The sequence below is a fragment of the Paraburkholderia dioscoreae genome (assembly GCF_902459535.1).
In the GTDB taxonomy this organism is placed as follows: Bacteria; Pseudomonadota; Gammaproteobacteria; order Burkholderiales; family Burkholderiaceae; genus Paraburkholderia; species Paraburkholderia dioscoreae.
Genome location: NZ_LR699553.1, coordinates 1224798 through 1240407 on the forward strand (window position 1 = coordinate 1224798; position 15610 = coordinate 1240407).

The 15610-nt window shown below is 63.8% G+C and carries 17 protein-coding genes; 9 read left to right on the forward strand and 8 right to left on the reverse strand.

What is annotated here, in order from left to right:
* The first annotated feature begins 128 nt into the window (after positions 1-128).
* The 6 genes from PDMSB3_RS05500 (at position 129) to PDMSB3_RS05525 (ending at position 5688) form a co-directional block, all read left to right on the forward strand.
* Entirely contained in the window at positions 129-812 is a 684-nt protein-coding gene (locus PDMSB3_RS05500; protein ID WP_007175721.1) for a chorismate--pyruvate lyase family protein, read from the forward strand.
* Positions 812-1285 carry a DNA-deoxyinosine glycosylase gene (locus PDMSB3_RS05505; protein WP_007175720.1) on the forward strand — a complete coding sequence of 158 codons (474 nt, stop codon included), beginning with the start codon at positions 812-814 and terminating at the stop codon, positions 1283-1285. The genes PDMSB3_RS05500 and PDMSB3_RS05505 overlap by 1 nt, the downstream gene beginning before the upstream one ends.
* Positions 1282-2214, forward strand: coding sequence for a class I SAM-dependent methyltransferase (locus tag PDMSB3_RS05510; RefSeq protein WP_165185349.1), 933 nt, complete (start codon positions 1282-1284; stop codon positions 2212-2214). The genes PDMSB3_RS05505 and PDMSB3_RS05510 overlap by 4 nt, the downstream gene beginning before the upstream one ends.
* Positions 2215-2624: 410 nt before the next feature.
* The gene (locus PDMSB3_RS05515; RefSeq protein ID WP_007175718.1) at positions 2625-2864 is read left to right on the forward strand and encodes a DUF3311 domain-containing protein; all 240 of its coding nucleotides are present in this window, start codon (positions 2625-2627) and stop codon (positions 2862-2864) included.
* Positions 2864-4414 carry a monocarboxylate uptake permease MctP gene (gene mctP, locus PDMSB3_RS05520; protein ID WP_007175717.1) on the forward strand — a complete coding sequence of 517 codons (1551 nt, stop codon included), beginning with the start codon at positions 2864-2866 and terminating at the stop codon, positions 4412-4414. The genes PDMSB3_RS05515 and mctP overlap by 1 nt, the downstream gene beginning before the upstream one ends.
* A 149-nt stretch (positions 4415-4563) precedes the next feature.
* Positions 4564-5688 carry an FUSC family protein gene (locus PDMSB3_RS05525; RefSeq protein WP_197740214.1) on the forward strand — a complete coding sequence of 375 codons (1125 nt, stop codon included), beginning with the start codon at positions 4564-4566 and terminating at the stop codon, positions 5686-5688.
* 176 nt (positions 5689-5864) lie between these two features.
* Here the strand turns inward: PDMSB3_RS05525 and PDMSB3_RS05530 are convergent, their stop codons facing one another.
* The 5 genes from PDMSB3_RS05530 to PDMSB3_RS05550 form a co-directional block, all read right to left on the reverse strand.
* Positions 5865-6281, reverse strand: coding sequence for a VOC family protein (locus PDMSB3_RS05530; protein ID WP_007175715.1), 417 nt, complete (start codon positions 6279-6281; stop codon positions 5865-5867).
* 257 nt (positions 6282-6538) lie between these two features.
* Entirely contained in the window at positions 6539-7492 is a 954-nt protein-coding gene (tal, locus tag PDMSB3_RS05535; RefSeq protein ID WP_007175714.1) for a transaldolase, read from the reverse strand.
* A 287-nt stretch (positions 7493-7779) separates the two neighbouring features.
* Positions 7780-9000: a benzoate/H(+) symporter BenE family transporter gene (locus tag PDMSB3_RS05540; RefSeq protein WP_007175713.1), complete on the reverse strand. Its 1221-nt coding sequence runs from the start codon at positions 8998-9000 to the stop codon at positions 7780-7782.
* A gap of 46 nt (positions 9001-9046) precedes the next feature.
* Positions 9047-10222 (reverse strand): vWA domain-containing protein, encoded by a 1176-nt coding sequence (locus tag PDMSB3_RS05545; protein WP_007175712.1) that lies wholly within the window; start codon positions 10220-10222, stop codon positions 9047-9049.
* A gap of 120 nt (positions 10223-10342) precedes the next feature.
* Positions 10343-11185 carry an AAA family ATPase gene (locus PDMSB3_RS05550; RefSeq protein WP_007175711.1) on the reverse strand — a complete coding sequence of 281 codons (843 nt, stop codon included), beginning with the start codon at positions 11183-11185 and terminating at the stop codon, positions 10343-10345.
* 460 nt (positions 11186-11645) lie between these two features.
* On the opposite strand from PDMSB3_RS05550, the gene PDMSB3_RS05555 reads away from it, so the two are divergent.
* Together PDMSB3_RS05555 and PDMSB3_RS05560 are read left to right on the forward strand one after the other, a co-directional pair.
* Positions 11646-12014, forward strand: a complete 369-nt coding sequence (locus PDMSB3_RS05555; protein ID WP_007175710.1) for a c-type cytochrome — start codon at positions 11646-11648, stop codon at positions 12012-12014.
* 58 nt (positions 12015-12072) lie between these two features.
* Complete coding sequence (locus tag PDMSB3_RS05560) at positions 12073-12456, forward strand: c-type cytochrome (protein WP_007175709.1); 384 nt, start codon at positions 12073-12075, stop codon at positions 12454-12456.
* Positions 12457-12584: 128 nt separating this feature from the next.
* On the opposite strand, the gene PDMSB3_RS05565 is transcribed toward PDMSB3_RS05560, so the two are convergent.
* The 3 genes from PDMSB3_RS05565 to rsxB form a co-directional block, all read right to left on the reverse strand.
* Entirely contained in the window at positions 12585-13019 is a 435-nt protein-coding gene (locus PDMSB3_RS05565) for a DUF1841 family protein (protein WP_007175708.1), read from the reverse strand.
* Positions 13020-13165: 146 nt separating this feature from the next.
* On the reverse strand, positions 13166-13810 hold the full coding sequence (nth, locus tag PDMSB3_RS05570) for an endonuclease III (RefSeq protein WP_007175707.1): 645 nt from the start codon (positions 13808-13810) through the stop codon (positions 13166-13168).
* Between the two features lie 19 nt (positions 13811-13829).
* The gene (gene rsxB / locus PDMSB3_RS05575; RefSeq protein WP_007175706.1) at positions 13830-14669 is read right to left on the reverse strand and encodes an electron transport complex subunit RsxB; all 840 of its coding nucleotides are present in this window, start codon (positions 14667-14669) and stop codon (positions 13830-13832) included.
* A gap of 224 nt (positions 14670-14893) precedes the next feature.
* Here rsxB and PDMSB3_RS05580 point away from each other — a divergent pair, with 224 nt between their 5' ends.
* Complete coding sequence (locus PDMSB3_RS05580) at positions 14894-15526, forward strand: TetR/AcrR family transcriptional regulator (RefSeq protein WP_035516348.1); 633 nt, start codon at positions 14894-14896, stop codon at positions 15524-15526.
* The last annotated feature ends 84 nt before the right edge of the window (positions 15527-15610 follow it).

The window sequence follows — 15610 nt, forward strand, 5'->3', positions numbered from 1 at the left end:
AACTAACCGGGAGCGGCAGTCCAGTCGAGGTGCTTCGCGACCCGCGGCGTAGTGGACGGATTTTGCTGAAGGATAGAGCGTGCCCGGTGCGGAATGGTCCGACGTCCGCGCCGTTATAATCCGACACCATGTCTATCCGTTTCGTTGCCGCCGACGCCCACTGGCGCGTCGCTCCCTTGCCCGGCCTGAGCGCCGCGCAGAAAGACTGGCTGACCCGTGGTGGTTCACTGACCGCGCATCTGCGCGCGCTCGGCGCGGTCGCGGTTCGCGTGACGCGCGAAGGCGTCGCGCTGCCGTGGGCCGACGAGCACGCCGCGCTCGGCCTCGCGCCGCGTGTGCCGGTCTGGGTGCGCGAAGTCGTGCTCGCGGTCGACGGCGTGCCGTTCGTGGCGGCGCATAGCGTCGCGCCGCTCGCCGCGAGTGCCGGCGTGTGGCAGGCCATGCGGCGCTTGCGCACGCGGCCGCTGGCTGAACTGCTGTATAGCGACAGCAGCGTGGCGCGTTCGTCGCTGGTGAGCCGCAGGCTGACCGCGCGGCATCCGCTCTATCGCCTCGCGGCGTGCGCGATCGAGAGCCTGCCGCCGCACGCGCTGGTCGCGCGCCGCTCGGTGTTCGAGCGCCACGGCGCGCCCTTGATGGTGACCGAATGCATGCTGCCGGCGCTGTGGGCGCATCTGGCCACTGTGTCCGGGGCTGGCATATCAGGCGACTGGTCTGCGCATCCGCGCGTGCGCGAACACGGCCGTCCGCTCGAACACACCGCCTCGCGCGCGCATCCCGCCACGCGCGCGTCCGACGAGCAGCGCCGCTGATGCTGCGCGGCTTTCCTCCCGTCGTCGCCGCGGATACGCATACGCTGATTCTCGGCAGCTTTCCCGGCGAGGCGTCGCTGGCCGCGACGCAGTATTACGCGCATCCGCGCAACCAGTTCTGGCGGCTTCTCGGCACCGTGCTCGACGAGCCGCTCGCCGAACTCGGCTACACAGAGCGTCTGCGGCGCGTGCTGGCTCACGGCATCGGTGTGTGGGACGTGCTCGCCGCCTGCACGCGCGAAGGCAGTCTCGACGCGGCGATCCGCAATGCCAGCCCCAACGATTTCGCTTCATTGCGCGAGCACGCGCCGAAGCTCGCGAAAGTCTGCTTCAACGGCAAGACGGCGGGCCGCTTCGCGCCGGTGATCGGTGCGGCGGGCTACGTCACCCTGGTATTGCCTTCGTCGAGTCCGGCGAATGCTATGCTCTCCTTCGACCAAAAATTGCGTCTTTGGCGCGACATCCTTACATGACGAAATTGATCAAGCGCGCTTCGGCTGAAGCGCGCGCCTTCCGCAACCGTGACGCTGATGCCGCCGGCGGAAAACAGAAAACACAGAAAGAGCACCACGCCATGCGCAATAAAAAGCGCGCCTCGCTCGGCGACGATCTGCACGACGCGCCGCAAATCGAAGCGCCGCGCAAGCCTCGTTTCGCGCCGGTGACATTCTCGGAAGAGGGCGGCGTGCGCTTTCTGCATTTCGGCACGGAGTGGGTGCAAGGCGCCATGCGTCTGCGCAAGCCGGATCACATCGAACTGGAATACGCGGAGCAGATGATGGCCTGGCTGCTGTTCATCGAAACACCGAAGCGTATCGTCCAGCTCGGTCTGGGCGCCGCGGCGCTGACCAAGTTCGCGTACCGCTTCCTCAAGCGCGCGAAGGTCGAGGCGGTGGAAGTGAACCCGGCGGTCGTAGTGGCCGCGCGCACGATGTTCGAACTGCCGCACGACGACGCGCGGCTGACCGTGCATGAAGCCGATGCATGGGACTTCGTCAACGACCGCGCCAACCACGGCATGATCGGCGCGCTGCAGATCGACGTCTATGACGCGACCGCGCGCGGCCCGGTGCTCGACAGCGTGGGCTTTTATCGCGCGGTGCGCGCGTGTCTGACCGACGCGGGCGTGGTGACGGTGAACCTGTTCGGCGATCATCCGAGCTTCGTGCGCAACATGAAGCGCTTGAACGAAGCCTTCAACGGCCGCGTGGTCGCGCTGCCGGAAGTGCACGACGGCAACCGCATCGCGATCGCGTTTTCGGGGCCGCCGCTCGAGGTGCCGTTCACGGCGCTGCAAACGCGCGCGAAGCTGATCGAAACCGAACTCGGTCTGCCCGCGCGCAAGTGGATCAAGGGTTTGCAGGAATCGACCGGACAGACCGGCGCCTCGTTCTCGATCTGATTCCGGCGCCGAAGGTGGTTGGGCTCGCGTACGCCGGTGCGGCCCAAGGCAGCGCGCAGGCTCGATAGCCCCGCCTCGGCGCCGGGCGTCGTTGCGCCCGCGCGACGCTTGCGCGCGCCGCCATCCATCGCGCATCGAGCAGCCGGTCCGCGTCCATGCGACACAGGCCGGCCTCTCAGCCAGGCCGCGCGGCCTCTCACGTGCGCCGTCCCATTGCTTCGAACACGCCCGTTCGGACACCATCCCGCCGACCCCGAAAGCACGCTCGTGCTCGGGTCGTCCCTGCTTGACCGCGCGTTCGCGGCTCCTATACTCTTTCGGAGCTTTCGGGGCGCCCGTGGCCATCCGCCGTGGGTCCACCACCCGTCAAACACGGGCCAACATTTCAATAATAGGGAAGAGGAGACGTCATGGCTCACGACGCCGACGCGAACAAAGCCAGCAAGCACTGGCTCTGGTTGCTGCTGTTGCCCTGGATCGCGATGATCTGGGTGCCGTCATATAACAAGGTCGAACCGGTGCTGTTCGACTTTCCGTTCTTCTACTGGTATCAGCTCCTGTGGGTGCTGATCAGCGCGGTCATCACGGCGCTCGTGTACTTCAAGACCAAGACGCGCTCCAATGGCCGTCCGCAGGGGGGCGCACGATAATGAACGCCACAGCTACCTTCGTCTTCGTGCTGTTTTTCGTCGGCGTCACGATTCTCGGCTTTATCGCGGCCCACTGGCGGCGCGGCGATCTCGCGCATCTGGAAGAGTGGGGTCTCGGCGGCCGGCGCTTCGGCACCATCGTCACCTGGTTCCTGCTGGGCGGCGACCTGTACACCGCGTACACCTTCATCGCCGTGCCGGCGTTGGTATTCGGTGCGGGCGCAACCGGTTTCTTCGCGCTGCCGTACACGATCCTGATCTATCCGTTTGCGTTCGTCGTGTTCCCGAAACTGTGGAGCATCGCCAAACGTCAGGGCTACGTGACATCGGCGGACTTCGTGTCGGCGCGCTATGGCAGCCGCATGCTCGCTCTGGCGATCGCCGTGACCGGCATCGTCGCGACCATGCCGTACATCGCGTTGCAACTGGTCGGTATCGAAGTGGTGATCGGCGCGCTTGGTTTCGACACCAAGGGCTTTGTCGGCGACCTGCCGCTGATCATCGCGTTCGCGATTCTCGCGGCGTACACGTACACCTCGGGTTTGCGCGCGCCGGCCATGATCGCGGTGGTCAAAGACATCCTGATCTACATCACGATCTTCGCCGCGATCATTGTGATTCCGCCGCAGTTGGGCGGCTTCGGGCATATCTTCAGCGTGGTGCCGCCGGCCAAGCTGTTGCTGAAGGCGCCGGACGTGTCGAGCCTGAACGGCTACAGCGCGTACGCAACGCTCGCGGTGGGCTCGGCGCTCGCGCTGTTCCTGTATCCGCACTCGATCACGGCGGTGCTCTCGTCGAAGTCGGGTAACACGATTCGCCGCAATATGGCGATGCTGCCGGCTTACTCGCTGGTGCTCGGCCTGCTTGCGCTGCTCGGCTTCATGGCGCTTGCCTCGGGCGTGAAGGACATGCCGGAGTTCGCACCGTACTTCAAGGCGTTCGGCCCGAACTTCGCGGTGCCGGCGCTGTTCCTGCATTACTTCCCGTCGTGGTTCGTCGGCGTGGCGTTCGCGGCAATCGGCATCGGCGCGCTGGTGCCGGCGGCGATCATGTCGATCGCGGCCGCGAACCTGTACACGCGCAACATCCACAAGGAGTTCGTCAACCGCAACATGACGCATGAGCAGGAGACCAATGTCGCGAAGCTGGTCTCGCTGATCGTCAAGGTCGGCGCGGTGGCGTTCATTCTCGGCCTGCCGCTCACGTACGCGATTCAGTTGCAACTGCTCGGCGGTATCTGGATCATCCAGACGCTGCCGGCCATCGTGCTGGGTCTGTACACGCGCGTGCTCGACTATCGCGGCCTGCTGATCGGCTGGGCGGTCGGCATCGCAACCGGCACGTGGATGGCGATTTCGCTGAAGCTGGCCGGCTCGATCTTTACGATCCACCTGTTCGGCATGGCGATTCCGGGCTATGCGGCGGTATGGTCGCTGATCGTGAATCTGGTGGTGGCGGTGGTGGTGAGCCTGCTGGTGCGCGCGGCCGGCATGCAGCGCGCCGAAGACCGCACCCGCCCGGAAGACTATCTGGACGTGGTGGAAAGCTAGGCGCGCGCGACTTGCGTCGTCCCGCCTCAACGGGTTCGGGAGCCTGAAAACTACAGCGCCCGCAGACGAAGGTCTGCGGGCGTTTGTCTTGATAGCGTACTCCAGGGCAGGATAGCGAAACCGTCCTTTACAGCTTCGAGCGCGTCCGTATGGCTTCTGCCGATTCCCACACCTTGATTCCACGCCGCTCGGCGCTCAGCCGGATGGTTCGCGCGATTACCTCGCCTTACTACCGCTATCGCCACGCCAAGGTGCTGCACAGTCTGCGTGTCGGCCTGGCCATGCTGGTTTCGATTCTGGCGACCACGGGTATCGATATTCCGCATGGCATCTGGTCTTCGGTCACCTTGCTGGTGGTGATCGGCGGCTTGCAGCATCACGGCAACATCCGCAAGAAGGCGGCCGAACGGGCGGCGGGCACGCTGCTTGGGGCATCGATCGGGCTTGCGCTGATTCTCCTGCAAAACCTGACCGGTTCGCTGCCGCTCACCTATCTGCTAATGTCGATCGTCGCCGCCATCTGCGCGTGGTTTGCGATCGGCTCGTCGGGTTATATCGGGCTGTTGACGGCCATTACCATGTGTATCGTCGCGGGCCACGGCGACAACCTGATCGACGTCGGCCTGTGGCGCACGCTGAACGTGCTGATCGGCATTGTGATCGCGTTGGCGTTTTCGTTCGCGCTGCCGCTGCATGCCACCTATTCGTGGCGCTATGGCATCGCGGCCAATCTGCGCGAATGCGCACGCATCTACACGCGCCTGCTGGAGGGCGAGACGATCAGCGAGGAAGAGCAGGTCAAGCGTTTTCTCGCAATCAACAAGGGGCTCGTGCAATTGCGTTCGCTGATGCCATCGGTGGCGAAGGAAATCGATGTGCCGCAAGCGAAGCTCGAAGAGATTCAGCGGCTGCACCGCTCGGTGCTCAGTTCGCTGGAGTTGCTGGCCACCGGTCCGCTGATGCACGCCGACGCGGTGGCGCGGGCGGCGTATGCCGGGCAATGCGGCGCGGAGGTGAGCACCGTGCGCGCGATTTTGCTGGCGATGGCGCGCGCCCTGCGTTTTGGCCGGGCGACGCACTTCAGCATTCCGGCCGCGTTGCCGCTCGCGCAGAGGCACGCCGACGCGGCGCTCAAGCTGCCGGCCGAGTTTCAGGGACCGTATTGGCTCGGGCAGCGGCTTGCCGAACAGGTTGACCGGTTGCGCGAGTTGTTGCTGGAAACGGAGCCGAACTGGAACATCGAACGGCATTCGCGGGTTTTGGCGAAGGTTTAGGCTGACCGGCGCTGGCGAGGTGGCTGGACCAGGCGCGATAGTGGGAGCCGGACCGGGCGCGATTGGCCAACCTCGCCCAGACCGCACCGATTGCGATGAACTGCACCAGTCGCACCAACTGATCAACCACGACAAGCCTCGGCCCTCGCGGCGCGAGAGCGCCCGCCGCCGCGCGCTCAACCTTCCGGCAGCGTCACCATCCACATGAGATTGAAGCGGTCCACCACCATCCCGAAGCCCTTGCTCCAGAAGGTCGGCTGAAACGGCATCATCACCTGGCCGCCGTCGGCGAGGGCATTGAAGTACTTTTCGGCGCAGGCCGTGTCGTCGGCTGTCAGCGACAGGCTGAAACCGCTCATCGGGCCGACGGCGGGATCGCAATGGCCGTCGGAGGCCATCCAGTCGGTCGAGCCCATCCGCACGTTGGCGTGCATGATTTTTTCTTCGAGGCCGGGGCGCGGCTGGTTCTGCGGATCGGGCGGCGCCTCCTTGTAGCGCATCTTGAACGTTACCTGGGCGCCGAGCTTCGCGCAGTAGTAATCGAGCGCTTCTTCGCAACGCCCGTTGAAAAATACGTAAGGTTGGACCTGCATGATCGTCTCCCGGAATAAAGGTCAGCGGCGGCGCTATCCCCGGAACAGGGCGGCGGGAGAGCGCTCGTGCAAACGATTGTAGGCGCCCGTCGGGAGGCAATTGTGACTATGTGTCATGGAGGCGGGCGACGGTTCTCACCGCCGGACGCGGCTCTCCAAACCCTCCAGAACACCGCGAGTAAACGGCGCGCGGCCCTGAACCGTGCGATCCAGGGCCGCGAGTTTCGAGCGCGGGCGTTGAGCGCCGCGAGGCGGGCTTAGCGCAGCGCGTCGATCAGCTTTTCCAGCTTGATTGCGTCCGCTGCGAAGGCGCGGATACCTTCGGCGAGCTTTTCGGTTGCCATCGCTTCGTCGTTGACGAGGAAACGGAACGACGACTCGTCGACCGGCACACGCTCGATATCCGATTCTTTGGCGATATCCGGCGACAGCTTGCGCTCCACCTTCTCGGTGCTGTCATGCAGCTTTTGCAGCAGATCCGGGCTGATGGTCAGCAGATCGCAGCCGGCCAGTTCCAGAATCTGGCCCGGCGTGCGGAAGCTCGCGCCCATCACCTCGGTTTTGTAGCCGAACTTCTTGTAGTACGCGTAGATGCGGCGCACGGATTTGACGCCCGGATCGTTGGCGCCGCCGTCTTTCGCTTCGTCCCACGCGCTGCCGGCGTTTTTCTTGTACCAGTCGTAAATCCGGCCGACGAACGGCGAGATCAACTGCGCACCCGCTTCGGCGCAGGCGGCGGCCTGGGCGAGCGAGAACAGCAGCGTCATGTTGCAGTGAATGCCTTCCTTCTGCAGCACTTCCGCCGCGCGAATGCCTTCCCACGTGGAGGCGAGCTTGATCAGCACGCGCTCCCGGCCGATGCCGTGTTCTTTGTACAGCGCGATCAGTTCGCGGCCCTTGGCGATCGAGCCTTCTGTGTCGAACGACAGGCGCGCATCGACTTCGGTCGAGACACGGCCTGGAATGATCTTGAGAATTTCGGTGCCGAATGCGATCAGCAACTGGTCGATGATTGCGCCGACCGGCTTCGACGCGTGCGCCTTGACGGTCTTTTCCAGCAACGGCTTGTAGTCGTCTTTCTGCACCGCTTTAAGGATCAGCGACGGATTGGTGGTGGCGTCTTGCGGCTTGTACTGGGCCAGCTGCTGGAAGTCGCCGGTATCGGCCACGACAGTGGTGTATTGCTTGAGTTGGTCGAGTGCGGTTGTCATGTTCGGGCCTTCAGGGCGCGCGTGCGCCGTGGTTCAGGAGAAATGAGATTGCCGCCGGCCTGCAAGGCAAACCAGGCCCGGCGGCCGCGGGTCACGCTGCAGCACTGCCCGCCATGTTGCCGGGAAACGCTGCCGAATGCTTCTATTCTATGGCGATCGCCTGATGCAGTGTTGACACTTGCCCGTGGCGATCCGTTCACACGGATTTCGAGCGGCAATTTTTCCGCCGACGATATCCGGGCATCGGCAGACATTGCCGGAACTTACAGCCGCAGCGCCGCGGTCCTTCAGGCGCGCCGCGCGGTCAAGACCACTTGCGTCAGCACGCCCGCCACCAGCCCCCAGAATGCCGAGCCGATGGAGAGCAGCGTCAGCCCTGAAGCGGTCACCATGAACGTGACCAGCGCCGCCTCGCGCTGCTTCACGTCCTGCATGGCGTTGGTGAGGCCGCCCATGATCGAGCCGAACAGCGCCAGCGCCGCGACGGAAACCACCAGCGCCTGGGGCAAGGCCGCGAACAGCGCGGCGATGGTCGCGCCGAAAATGCCGGCGATCAGATAGAAGATGCCGCACCAGACTGCGGCGGTATAACGCTTGTCGCGGTTTTCGTGCGCTTCGGGACCGGTGCAGATCGCCGCGGTGATCGCCGCAAGATTGATGCCGTGCGAGCCGAACGGCGCGAGCAGCAGCGAAGCGATGCCGGTGGTCGAAATCAGCGGCGCGGAGGGCGTGGTGTAGCCGTCCGCGCGCAGCACGGCCATACCCGGCACGTTCTGCGAGGCCATCGCGACGACAAAGAGCGGAATCCCGATGCTGACGCTGGCCGCCACCGAAAACGCCGGCATCGTGAATACCGGATGCGCTAGCGCGACGTGAAAGTGGCTGAAGTCGAGCAGCCCGAGCGCGCCGGCGGCGGCCGTGCCGACGATCAGCGTCGTCACGATCGCATAGCGCGGCGCGAGCCGTTTGACGATCAGATAGGTGAAGAACATGGTCAGCACGAGCGCGGTCTGGAACTGCGCGGCGCGGAAAATCTCGATGCCGATCTCGAACAGGATGCCCGCCAGCAAGGCCGAGGCGATGCCGGCCGGAATCCTCTTCATCAGCGCATCGAACCAGCCGGTCAGGCCGACCACGGTGAGCAGCAGCGCGCAGACGATAAACGCGCCGATCGCCACCGCATACGGCACCTGCGGCAGCGAGGCCACCAGCAGCGCCGCGCCGGGCGTAGACCATGCGATCACGATCGGCGCGCGGAATCGCAGCGAGAGGCCGATCGTGCACACGGCCATGCCGATCGAGAGCGCCCAGATCCACGACGAAATCTGCGCATCGGTCAGATGCGCGGCCTGGCCCGCCTGGAACATCAGCACGAGCGAACTGGTGTAGCCGGTCATCATCGCGACGAAACCGGCGACGATGGCGGACAGCGAAGTGTCGGCGAAGGGATTCAGGCGTCCGGGCGGCGTTGCGGCAGGGGACAATTCGGGCGATGACGACGGACTCATGCAGAAGCTTTCTTATGGTTGAAGGTAAAGCGTGAACGTGATCGGACTATTTGCTCAGCATGCGCATGGCGGTTTCGAGGCCGGCGAGCGTGAGCGGATACATGCGGTGACCGAGCACTTCGCGGATCGCGCTGACCGACTGCCGGTACGCCCACAAGCCTTCCGGCTCGGGATTGAGCCACGCGTGATGCGGGAAATGATCGGCGAGGCGGCGCAGCCATACCGCGCCGGCTTCGGCGTTGTTGTACTCCACCGAGCCGCCCGGCTGCAGCACTTCATACGGGCTCATGGTCGCGTCGCCGACGAAGATCAGCTTGTAGTCGGGCGTGAATTTGTGCAGCACGTCCCACGTCGGCATGCGCTCGGCGTGACGGCGGCGATTGTTCTTCCACAGGAAGTCGTACACGCAGTTGTGGAAGTAGTAGAACTCGAGATGCTTGAACTCGGCTTTCGCGGCGGAGAACAGCTCTTCGGTGCGCTTGATGTGGTCGTCCATCGAGCCGCCCACGTCGAGCAGCATCAGCACTTTCACCTTGTTGTGCCGCTCGGGCACCATCTTCAGGTCGAGCCAGCCGGCATTCGCGGCGGTGCTGCGGATCGTGTCGGGCAGGTCGAGCTCTTCGGCGGCGCCTTCGCGGGCGAAACGGCGCAAGCGGCGCAGCGCGACCTTGATGTTGCGCGTGCCGATTTCCACCTGGTCGTCGTAATCGCGATAGGCGCGGGCGTCCCAGACCTTCACCGCCGTGCGGTTGCCCGCCGCGTCGCCGCCGATGCGCACGCCTTCGGGGTTATAGCCGCCATTGCCGAACGGCGACGTGCCGCCCGTGCCGATCCATTTGTTGCCGCCTTCGTGGCGCTCTTTCTGTTCGTCGAACAGTTCCTTCAGGCGCTCCATGAGCTTGTCGAGGCCGCCCATTGCTTCGATCTGCGCTTTTTCTTCCGGCGAGAGATCGCGTTGCAGCTTCTTCTTCAGCCAGTCGAGCGGGACGTCGAAAGCGAGCTCCGAGGCTTGCGCGACGCCGTTGAAATACGCGCCGAACGCCTGGTCGAACTTGTCGAAATATTGCTCATCCTTGACCAGCGTCATGCGCGCGAGATAGTAAAACTCGTCGAGCGACGGCGCGATCACGTTGGCTTTGAGCGCATCGAGCAGCGTCAGGTATTCCTTCACCGACACCGGCAGCTTGGCGGCGCGCAGCGAGTAGAAGAAGTCGATCAGCATGCTGGGTCCTGTGCGGCGGCGGGTGGTCGGTGTGGCGCGCTGTTCGATGGCGGCCTCGCGGCGGCGACCCGGCGCTCAGTCAATGATCGGTCGACGCCCGGTCAACCGATCAACCATCAATCAACGGTTATTGCGGTTCATGAAGATCAGCCGCTCGAACAGGCTCACGTCCTGCTCGTTCTTCAGCAGCGCGCCGTGCAGCGGCGGAATGATCTGCTTCTGGTCGGACGAGCGCAGCGCTTCGGGCGGAATGTCTTCGGCAAGCAGCAGCTTGAGCCAGTCGAGCAGTTCCGAGGTGGACGGCTTCTTCTTCAATCCGGCGACGTTGCGCAGTTCGAAAAAGCTCTGCATGGCGGCCGCGAGCAGTTCCTTCTTGATGCCGGGATAATGCACCTCGACGATCTGCTGCATGGTGACCGGATCGGGGAACTTGATGTAGTGAAAGAAGCAGCGGCGCAAAAACGCGTCGGGCAGTTCCTTCTCGTTGTTCGACGTGATGATCACGAGCGGGCGCTGTTTCGCGCGGATCAGCTCGTGCGTCTCGTACACGTAGAACTCCATGCGGTCGAGTTCGCGCAGCAGGTCGTTCGGGAATTCGATATCGGCCTTGTCGATCTCGTCGATCAGCAGCACGGTTTGCTCCTCCGACTCGAACGACTGCCACAGCACACCCTTGACGATGTAGTTGCGGATGTCCTTGACGCGCTCGTCGCCGAGTTGCGAATCGCGCAGGCGCGACACCGCGTCGTACTCGTAAAGACCCTGCTGCGCCTTGGTGGTGGACTTGATGTGCCACTGCAGGAGCGGCATGCCGAGCGCGGCGGCGACCTCTTCGGCGAGCATGGTTTTGCCCGTGCCGGGTTCGCCCTTGATCAGCAACGGGCGCTTGAGCGTCATCGCGGCGTTGACCGCGAGCTTGAGGTCGTCGGTGGCGACGTACTGCGATGAGCCTTCGAAACGCATGGCGAGATGCTCTTTTTCGGGGAAAAAACCCAGTATAAGTCAGAAGACCTGTTGGCCTGAAACCGGCTCGCGTAAGGTGTCACCCGCGCCGTTGCAGGGCGCGGCAGGCGCGTACACGGCGCTGGCGGGCGGCCCGGATGCTCGGCCGGCGGACCCGGCGGGCGGTCACGCCGGGTGATCAGGCTGTCGCAGCGTTGAATGCGGTGTTGAACCGCCGCGCCGGACCGGCACGCGACGGCAGCCGCCCCGCCTTGCGGAGCAGGCGCGGCGGAGCAAAACGGCGCTAGGCGTGGTTTTGCGACGGGCGGATGGGCCGCCGGCCCCGCGCGGTGGACGTTTGGCGCGGCGTCGCGGTACAATTAGCCCGATTTTTTTGGCCTGCGTGGCTACCCTATAAGAATAACGGCGCGGGCCGTTGCCTTTTTGGTCGCCCGTTTCCCCTCAAGCCAGGTTACATGCTATGAATAAATTCGTTGGCAAACACGTCGTGATCGCAGCGCTGTCGGTGCTCGCGGGCTATGCGGCCAGTGCGCAGGCAGCGGATGTCGTCGGCAACGCTAAGGCGGGCCAGGGCAAGGTCGCGATGTGTATCGGCTGCCACGGCATTCCTGAATACCGCACGGCTTACCCTGAGGTCTACCGCGTGCCGATGCTCGGCGGCCAGAACCAGGCGTACCTCGAAAACGCCCTGCACGGCTACAAGAAGGGCGACCGTCATTTCGAAACAATGCGCGCCATCACCGCGTCGCTGTCGGATCAGGATATCGCCGACATCGCCGCCTACTACGCCGCACAAAATTCCTCTTCGAAAAGCAATCCCGACAAGTGATCGGCTGCGGTCATCCATCCAGTCACTCGGCTATTAAATTCGCGGGATAGGAGAATTCATGAATAAGCCCCAACAGGCACTCCACACGGTGTTCAAGGCTGCATGCGCGTCGGCGGCAATGATCGGTCTGATTGCAGCGAACCTCGCGCACGCCGCAGACGCCGGCAACGGCAAGGTGCTGGCGGACAGCCACAACTGCGCGGCTTGCCACGGCGTGAACCTGAACAAGCCGGTGAGCCCGGAGTATCCGAAGCTTGCCGGTCAGCATTCCGATTACGTCTACTGGTCGTTGCGTCAATACCAGATGGGCAACGGCAACCCGCACTTCGGTCGCAACAACGCGATCATGCAGGCGCAGGTGCAAAGCCTGTCGCAAAGCGACATGAAAGACATCGCCGCTTATGTCGAATCGCTGAACGGCGATCTGGTGCAGAAGAAGTAAGCGAGTCGCTCGGTTCTCGTGCTGCTTTCGGATTGAACAACACCCCGCTTCGGCGGGGTGTTGTGCTTTTGGGGTGGTGCTTTTGGGGTGGTGCTTTTGCGATGTGATTCGCCGGTTCGGTGCCGGTTTCAGTCACGTGTGGCGCGCCGTTCGATGCGCTGCAGATACGCGTCCGTGTCCGGCGGCGTGCCGGTGCGCTGCGCTTCCCAGATGGTTTCGCCCAGGCAATCCATGATGGCGTGCTGCGCCTCGTGGGTCGAGCCGAGGCGTGCGGCGAGCCGTTCATGTGCCGCGCGAATGCCGGGCGGCTGGTCGATCGACAACTGTTCGGTAATGGCCAGATGCATGGACAGATGCAGGAACGGGTTGGTCTGGCCGCGTTCGGGCGAGTAGTCCTGCGCCTGCGCTGCTTCGCCATCGGTCAGGTCGGCGTGGTATTCGGGATGCTCGACGATCCAGTCGGCGGCGATTGCCTCCAGCGGCGTGAGAATTTCGCCTTGACGCTGCTTGCGCCAGGTGTCGATGAAGAAGAGACGGACTTCGTCGCGGCTGGGATTGAACATCGTGGGACCGGTGCGTTGAGTGGGGGCGTGCGGCGTAAGCCTGTAAAGCGTCAGCCCGTGAAGTGGGCGAGGCAGGCCGCCATTTTACGCCGGGGTGGCGCGGGCTGCTGGCGGCGTGGCGGCATTGATTGACGCACCGGTCTCGCTTACAGATCCGGCGCTGGCGTTTTCGGCCGGAACTCGCACAGCGGCTCGATCACGCAATGCCAGCATTCGGGCCGGCGCGCCTTGCACACATAACGGCCGTGCAGGATCAGCCAGTGGTGCGCATCCTGCTTGAACTCGGCGGGGGTGAATTTCTCCAGTGCCGCTTCGACCGCGCGAACGTCTTTACCGGGCGCGAGACCGGTTCGATTCGCAACCCGAAAGATGTGCGTGTCGACCGCGATAGTCGGATGACCGAACGCCGTATTCAAAATCACATTGGCCGTTTTGCGGCCGACGCCGGGCAGACTTTCGAGCGCTTCGCGATCCTCGGGCACTTCGCCACCGTACTGGTCGAGCAGAATGCGGCAGGTCGCAATGACGTTCTTCGCCTTGGTGCGATAAAGGCCGATCGTCTTGATGTAGCCGGCCACGCCTTCTTCGCCGAGATCGAAAACCTTCTGCGGCGTGTTCGCAACCGGGAACATCTTGCGCATGGCTTTGTTGACCGACACGTCGGTGGCCTGCGCGGAGAGCAGCACGGCGATCAGCAGTTCGAACGGAGTGGTGTACTCGAGCTCGGTGGTTGGATGCGGATTGAGACTCTTGAGCGTCTCGTAGATGGCGCGGCGTTTGTTCGCGTTCATACTCGGCGTGAAGGTGGGGTTAGCGCTTGTCGGACGGCGTGCCCGTGTCGTCCGCGGCAAGTCCGAGACGGCGGCGGCGTGCTTCGGCGGCGTCGATCTGGGCTTGCACGTCGGCGCTCACATGCTCGGTGTTCAGCGGGGCCTGGCCTTTGGCGGCCAGTTCTTCCTTCTTCTTGCGGGCGCGTTCGAGCGCGGCCTGGATGATCGCGCGTTTCTTTGCTTCGGCGTCCTCCACGGCGGGCGCGGCCGATGGCGCCGCGGCGCCGGCTTGCGTTGTTTCGGTAACCTGAGCAGCAGGACTGCTGCCTGCCCGCCGCGCCGCAACACGTGCCTCGGCGGCCTCGCGTTCGCGTGCGAGACGCGCTTCGCGCCGGTCATGGCGTTCGCGCGCGGCGTCGGCCTGGGGCTGGCTCCACGCGTCCCAGCCGGTCGCCTGGCCGGTGACGGGCGGCAACGCAATACAGTCGACCGGGCAGGGCGGCACGCACAGGTCGCAGCCGGTGCAGAGTTCGGCGATGACCGTATGCATCTGTTTCGGTGCGCCAACGATTGCATCGACGGGACAGGCCTGCATGCACAACGTGCAGCCGATGCAAACCTGTTCGTCGATAACCGCCAACGGACGCGGCCGTTCGACGCCGTTGGCGGAATTGAGCGGAATCACCGGCTTGCCGAGCAGGGCGGCGAGCCGGGCGATGCCTTCGGCGCCGCCCGGCGGGCATTGATTGTAGTTGGCCGCGCCGCTTGCAACGGCTTCGGCATAGGGGCGGCATGCGGGGTAGCCGCACTTGGTGCATTGCGTCTGGGGGAGCAGATCTTCGACGCGGTCTGCGAGTGTTTTGGTATCTGTCACGGTCACGACGTGGGGCTTTGGCTTGCGGCCGCACAGCTTGAACTAAATAGCACATTATCGCCGATTTCCCCAATTGCCATCCGCAATCCATGTGCCATAATCGAAGCGCTTTTTCGAAAGACCGCAGAAGGGTATTCCCCCAACCAGCCCGTTCAGTGCTGTCGGTGCAAGGCCCGAGGAGAGGCCGGCGGCACGATCCGGATAACGCGGCTCACGAAGACGATGCCACCATGAATCAGCCGAAAATCAAAAGAGATCCTGAAGGCACCCGGCGCCGCATTCTGCTTGCGGCGGCCGAAGAGTTTGCAAATGGTGGGCTATTCGGCGCGCGCGTCGATCAGATCGCCCGCCGCGCGGAAACGAATGAGCGCATGCTCTATTACTACTTCGGTAGCAAGGAGCAGCTTTTTACCGCCGTACTCGAGCACGCGTTCAGCGCGCTCAATGAAGCGGAGCGCACGCTCGAACTCAATGGCATTGCCCCGGTCGAGGCGATTACGCGTCTCGCGCATTTTGTTTGGGATTACTACCGCGATCATCCAGAGTTACTGCGTCTCATCAACAATGAGAATCTGCATGAAGCACGCTACATGCAGAAATCCACGCGCATTCGCGAAATGATCTCGCCGATCGTTGCCACGCTCGGCGGTATTCTTGAGCGAGGTCAACGCGCGGGGCTGTTTCGTACCAACGTCGATCCGCTGCGTTTCTATGTCACGCTGTCCGGCATGGGCTACTACATCGTGTCGAACCGCTTCACGCTCGAAGCCACACTCGGTCGCGATTTCAGCAGCGCGAGCGAGCGCAGCGAAGTGGTTCAGATGAACACGGAGTTGCTGCTCGCGTACCTGCTGCGGAAATAGGTCGCATCGCCCGTTGCACGTCGAGGCTTCGGGATCCTCATAAACGACAACGGCCTCCGAAGAGGCCGTTGTTGTCGACTGGCT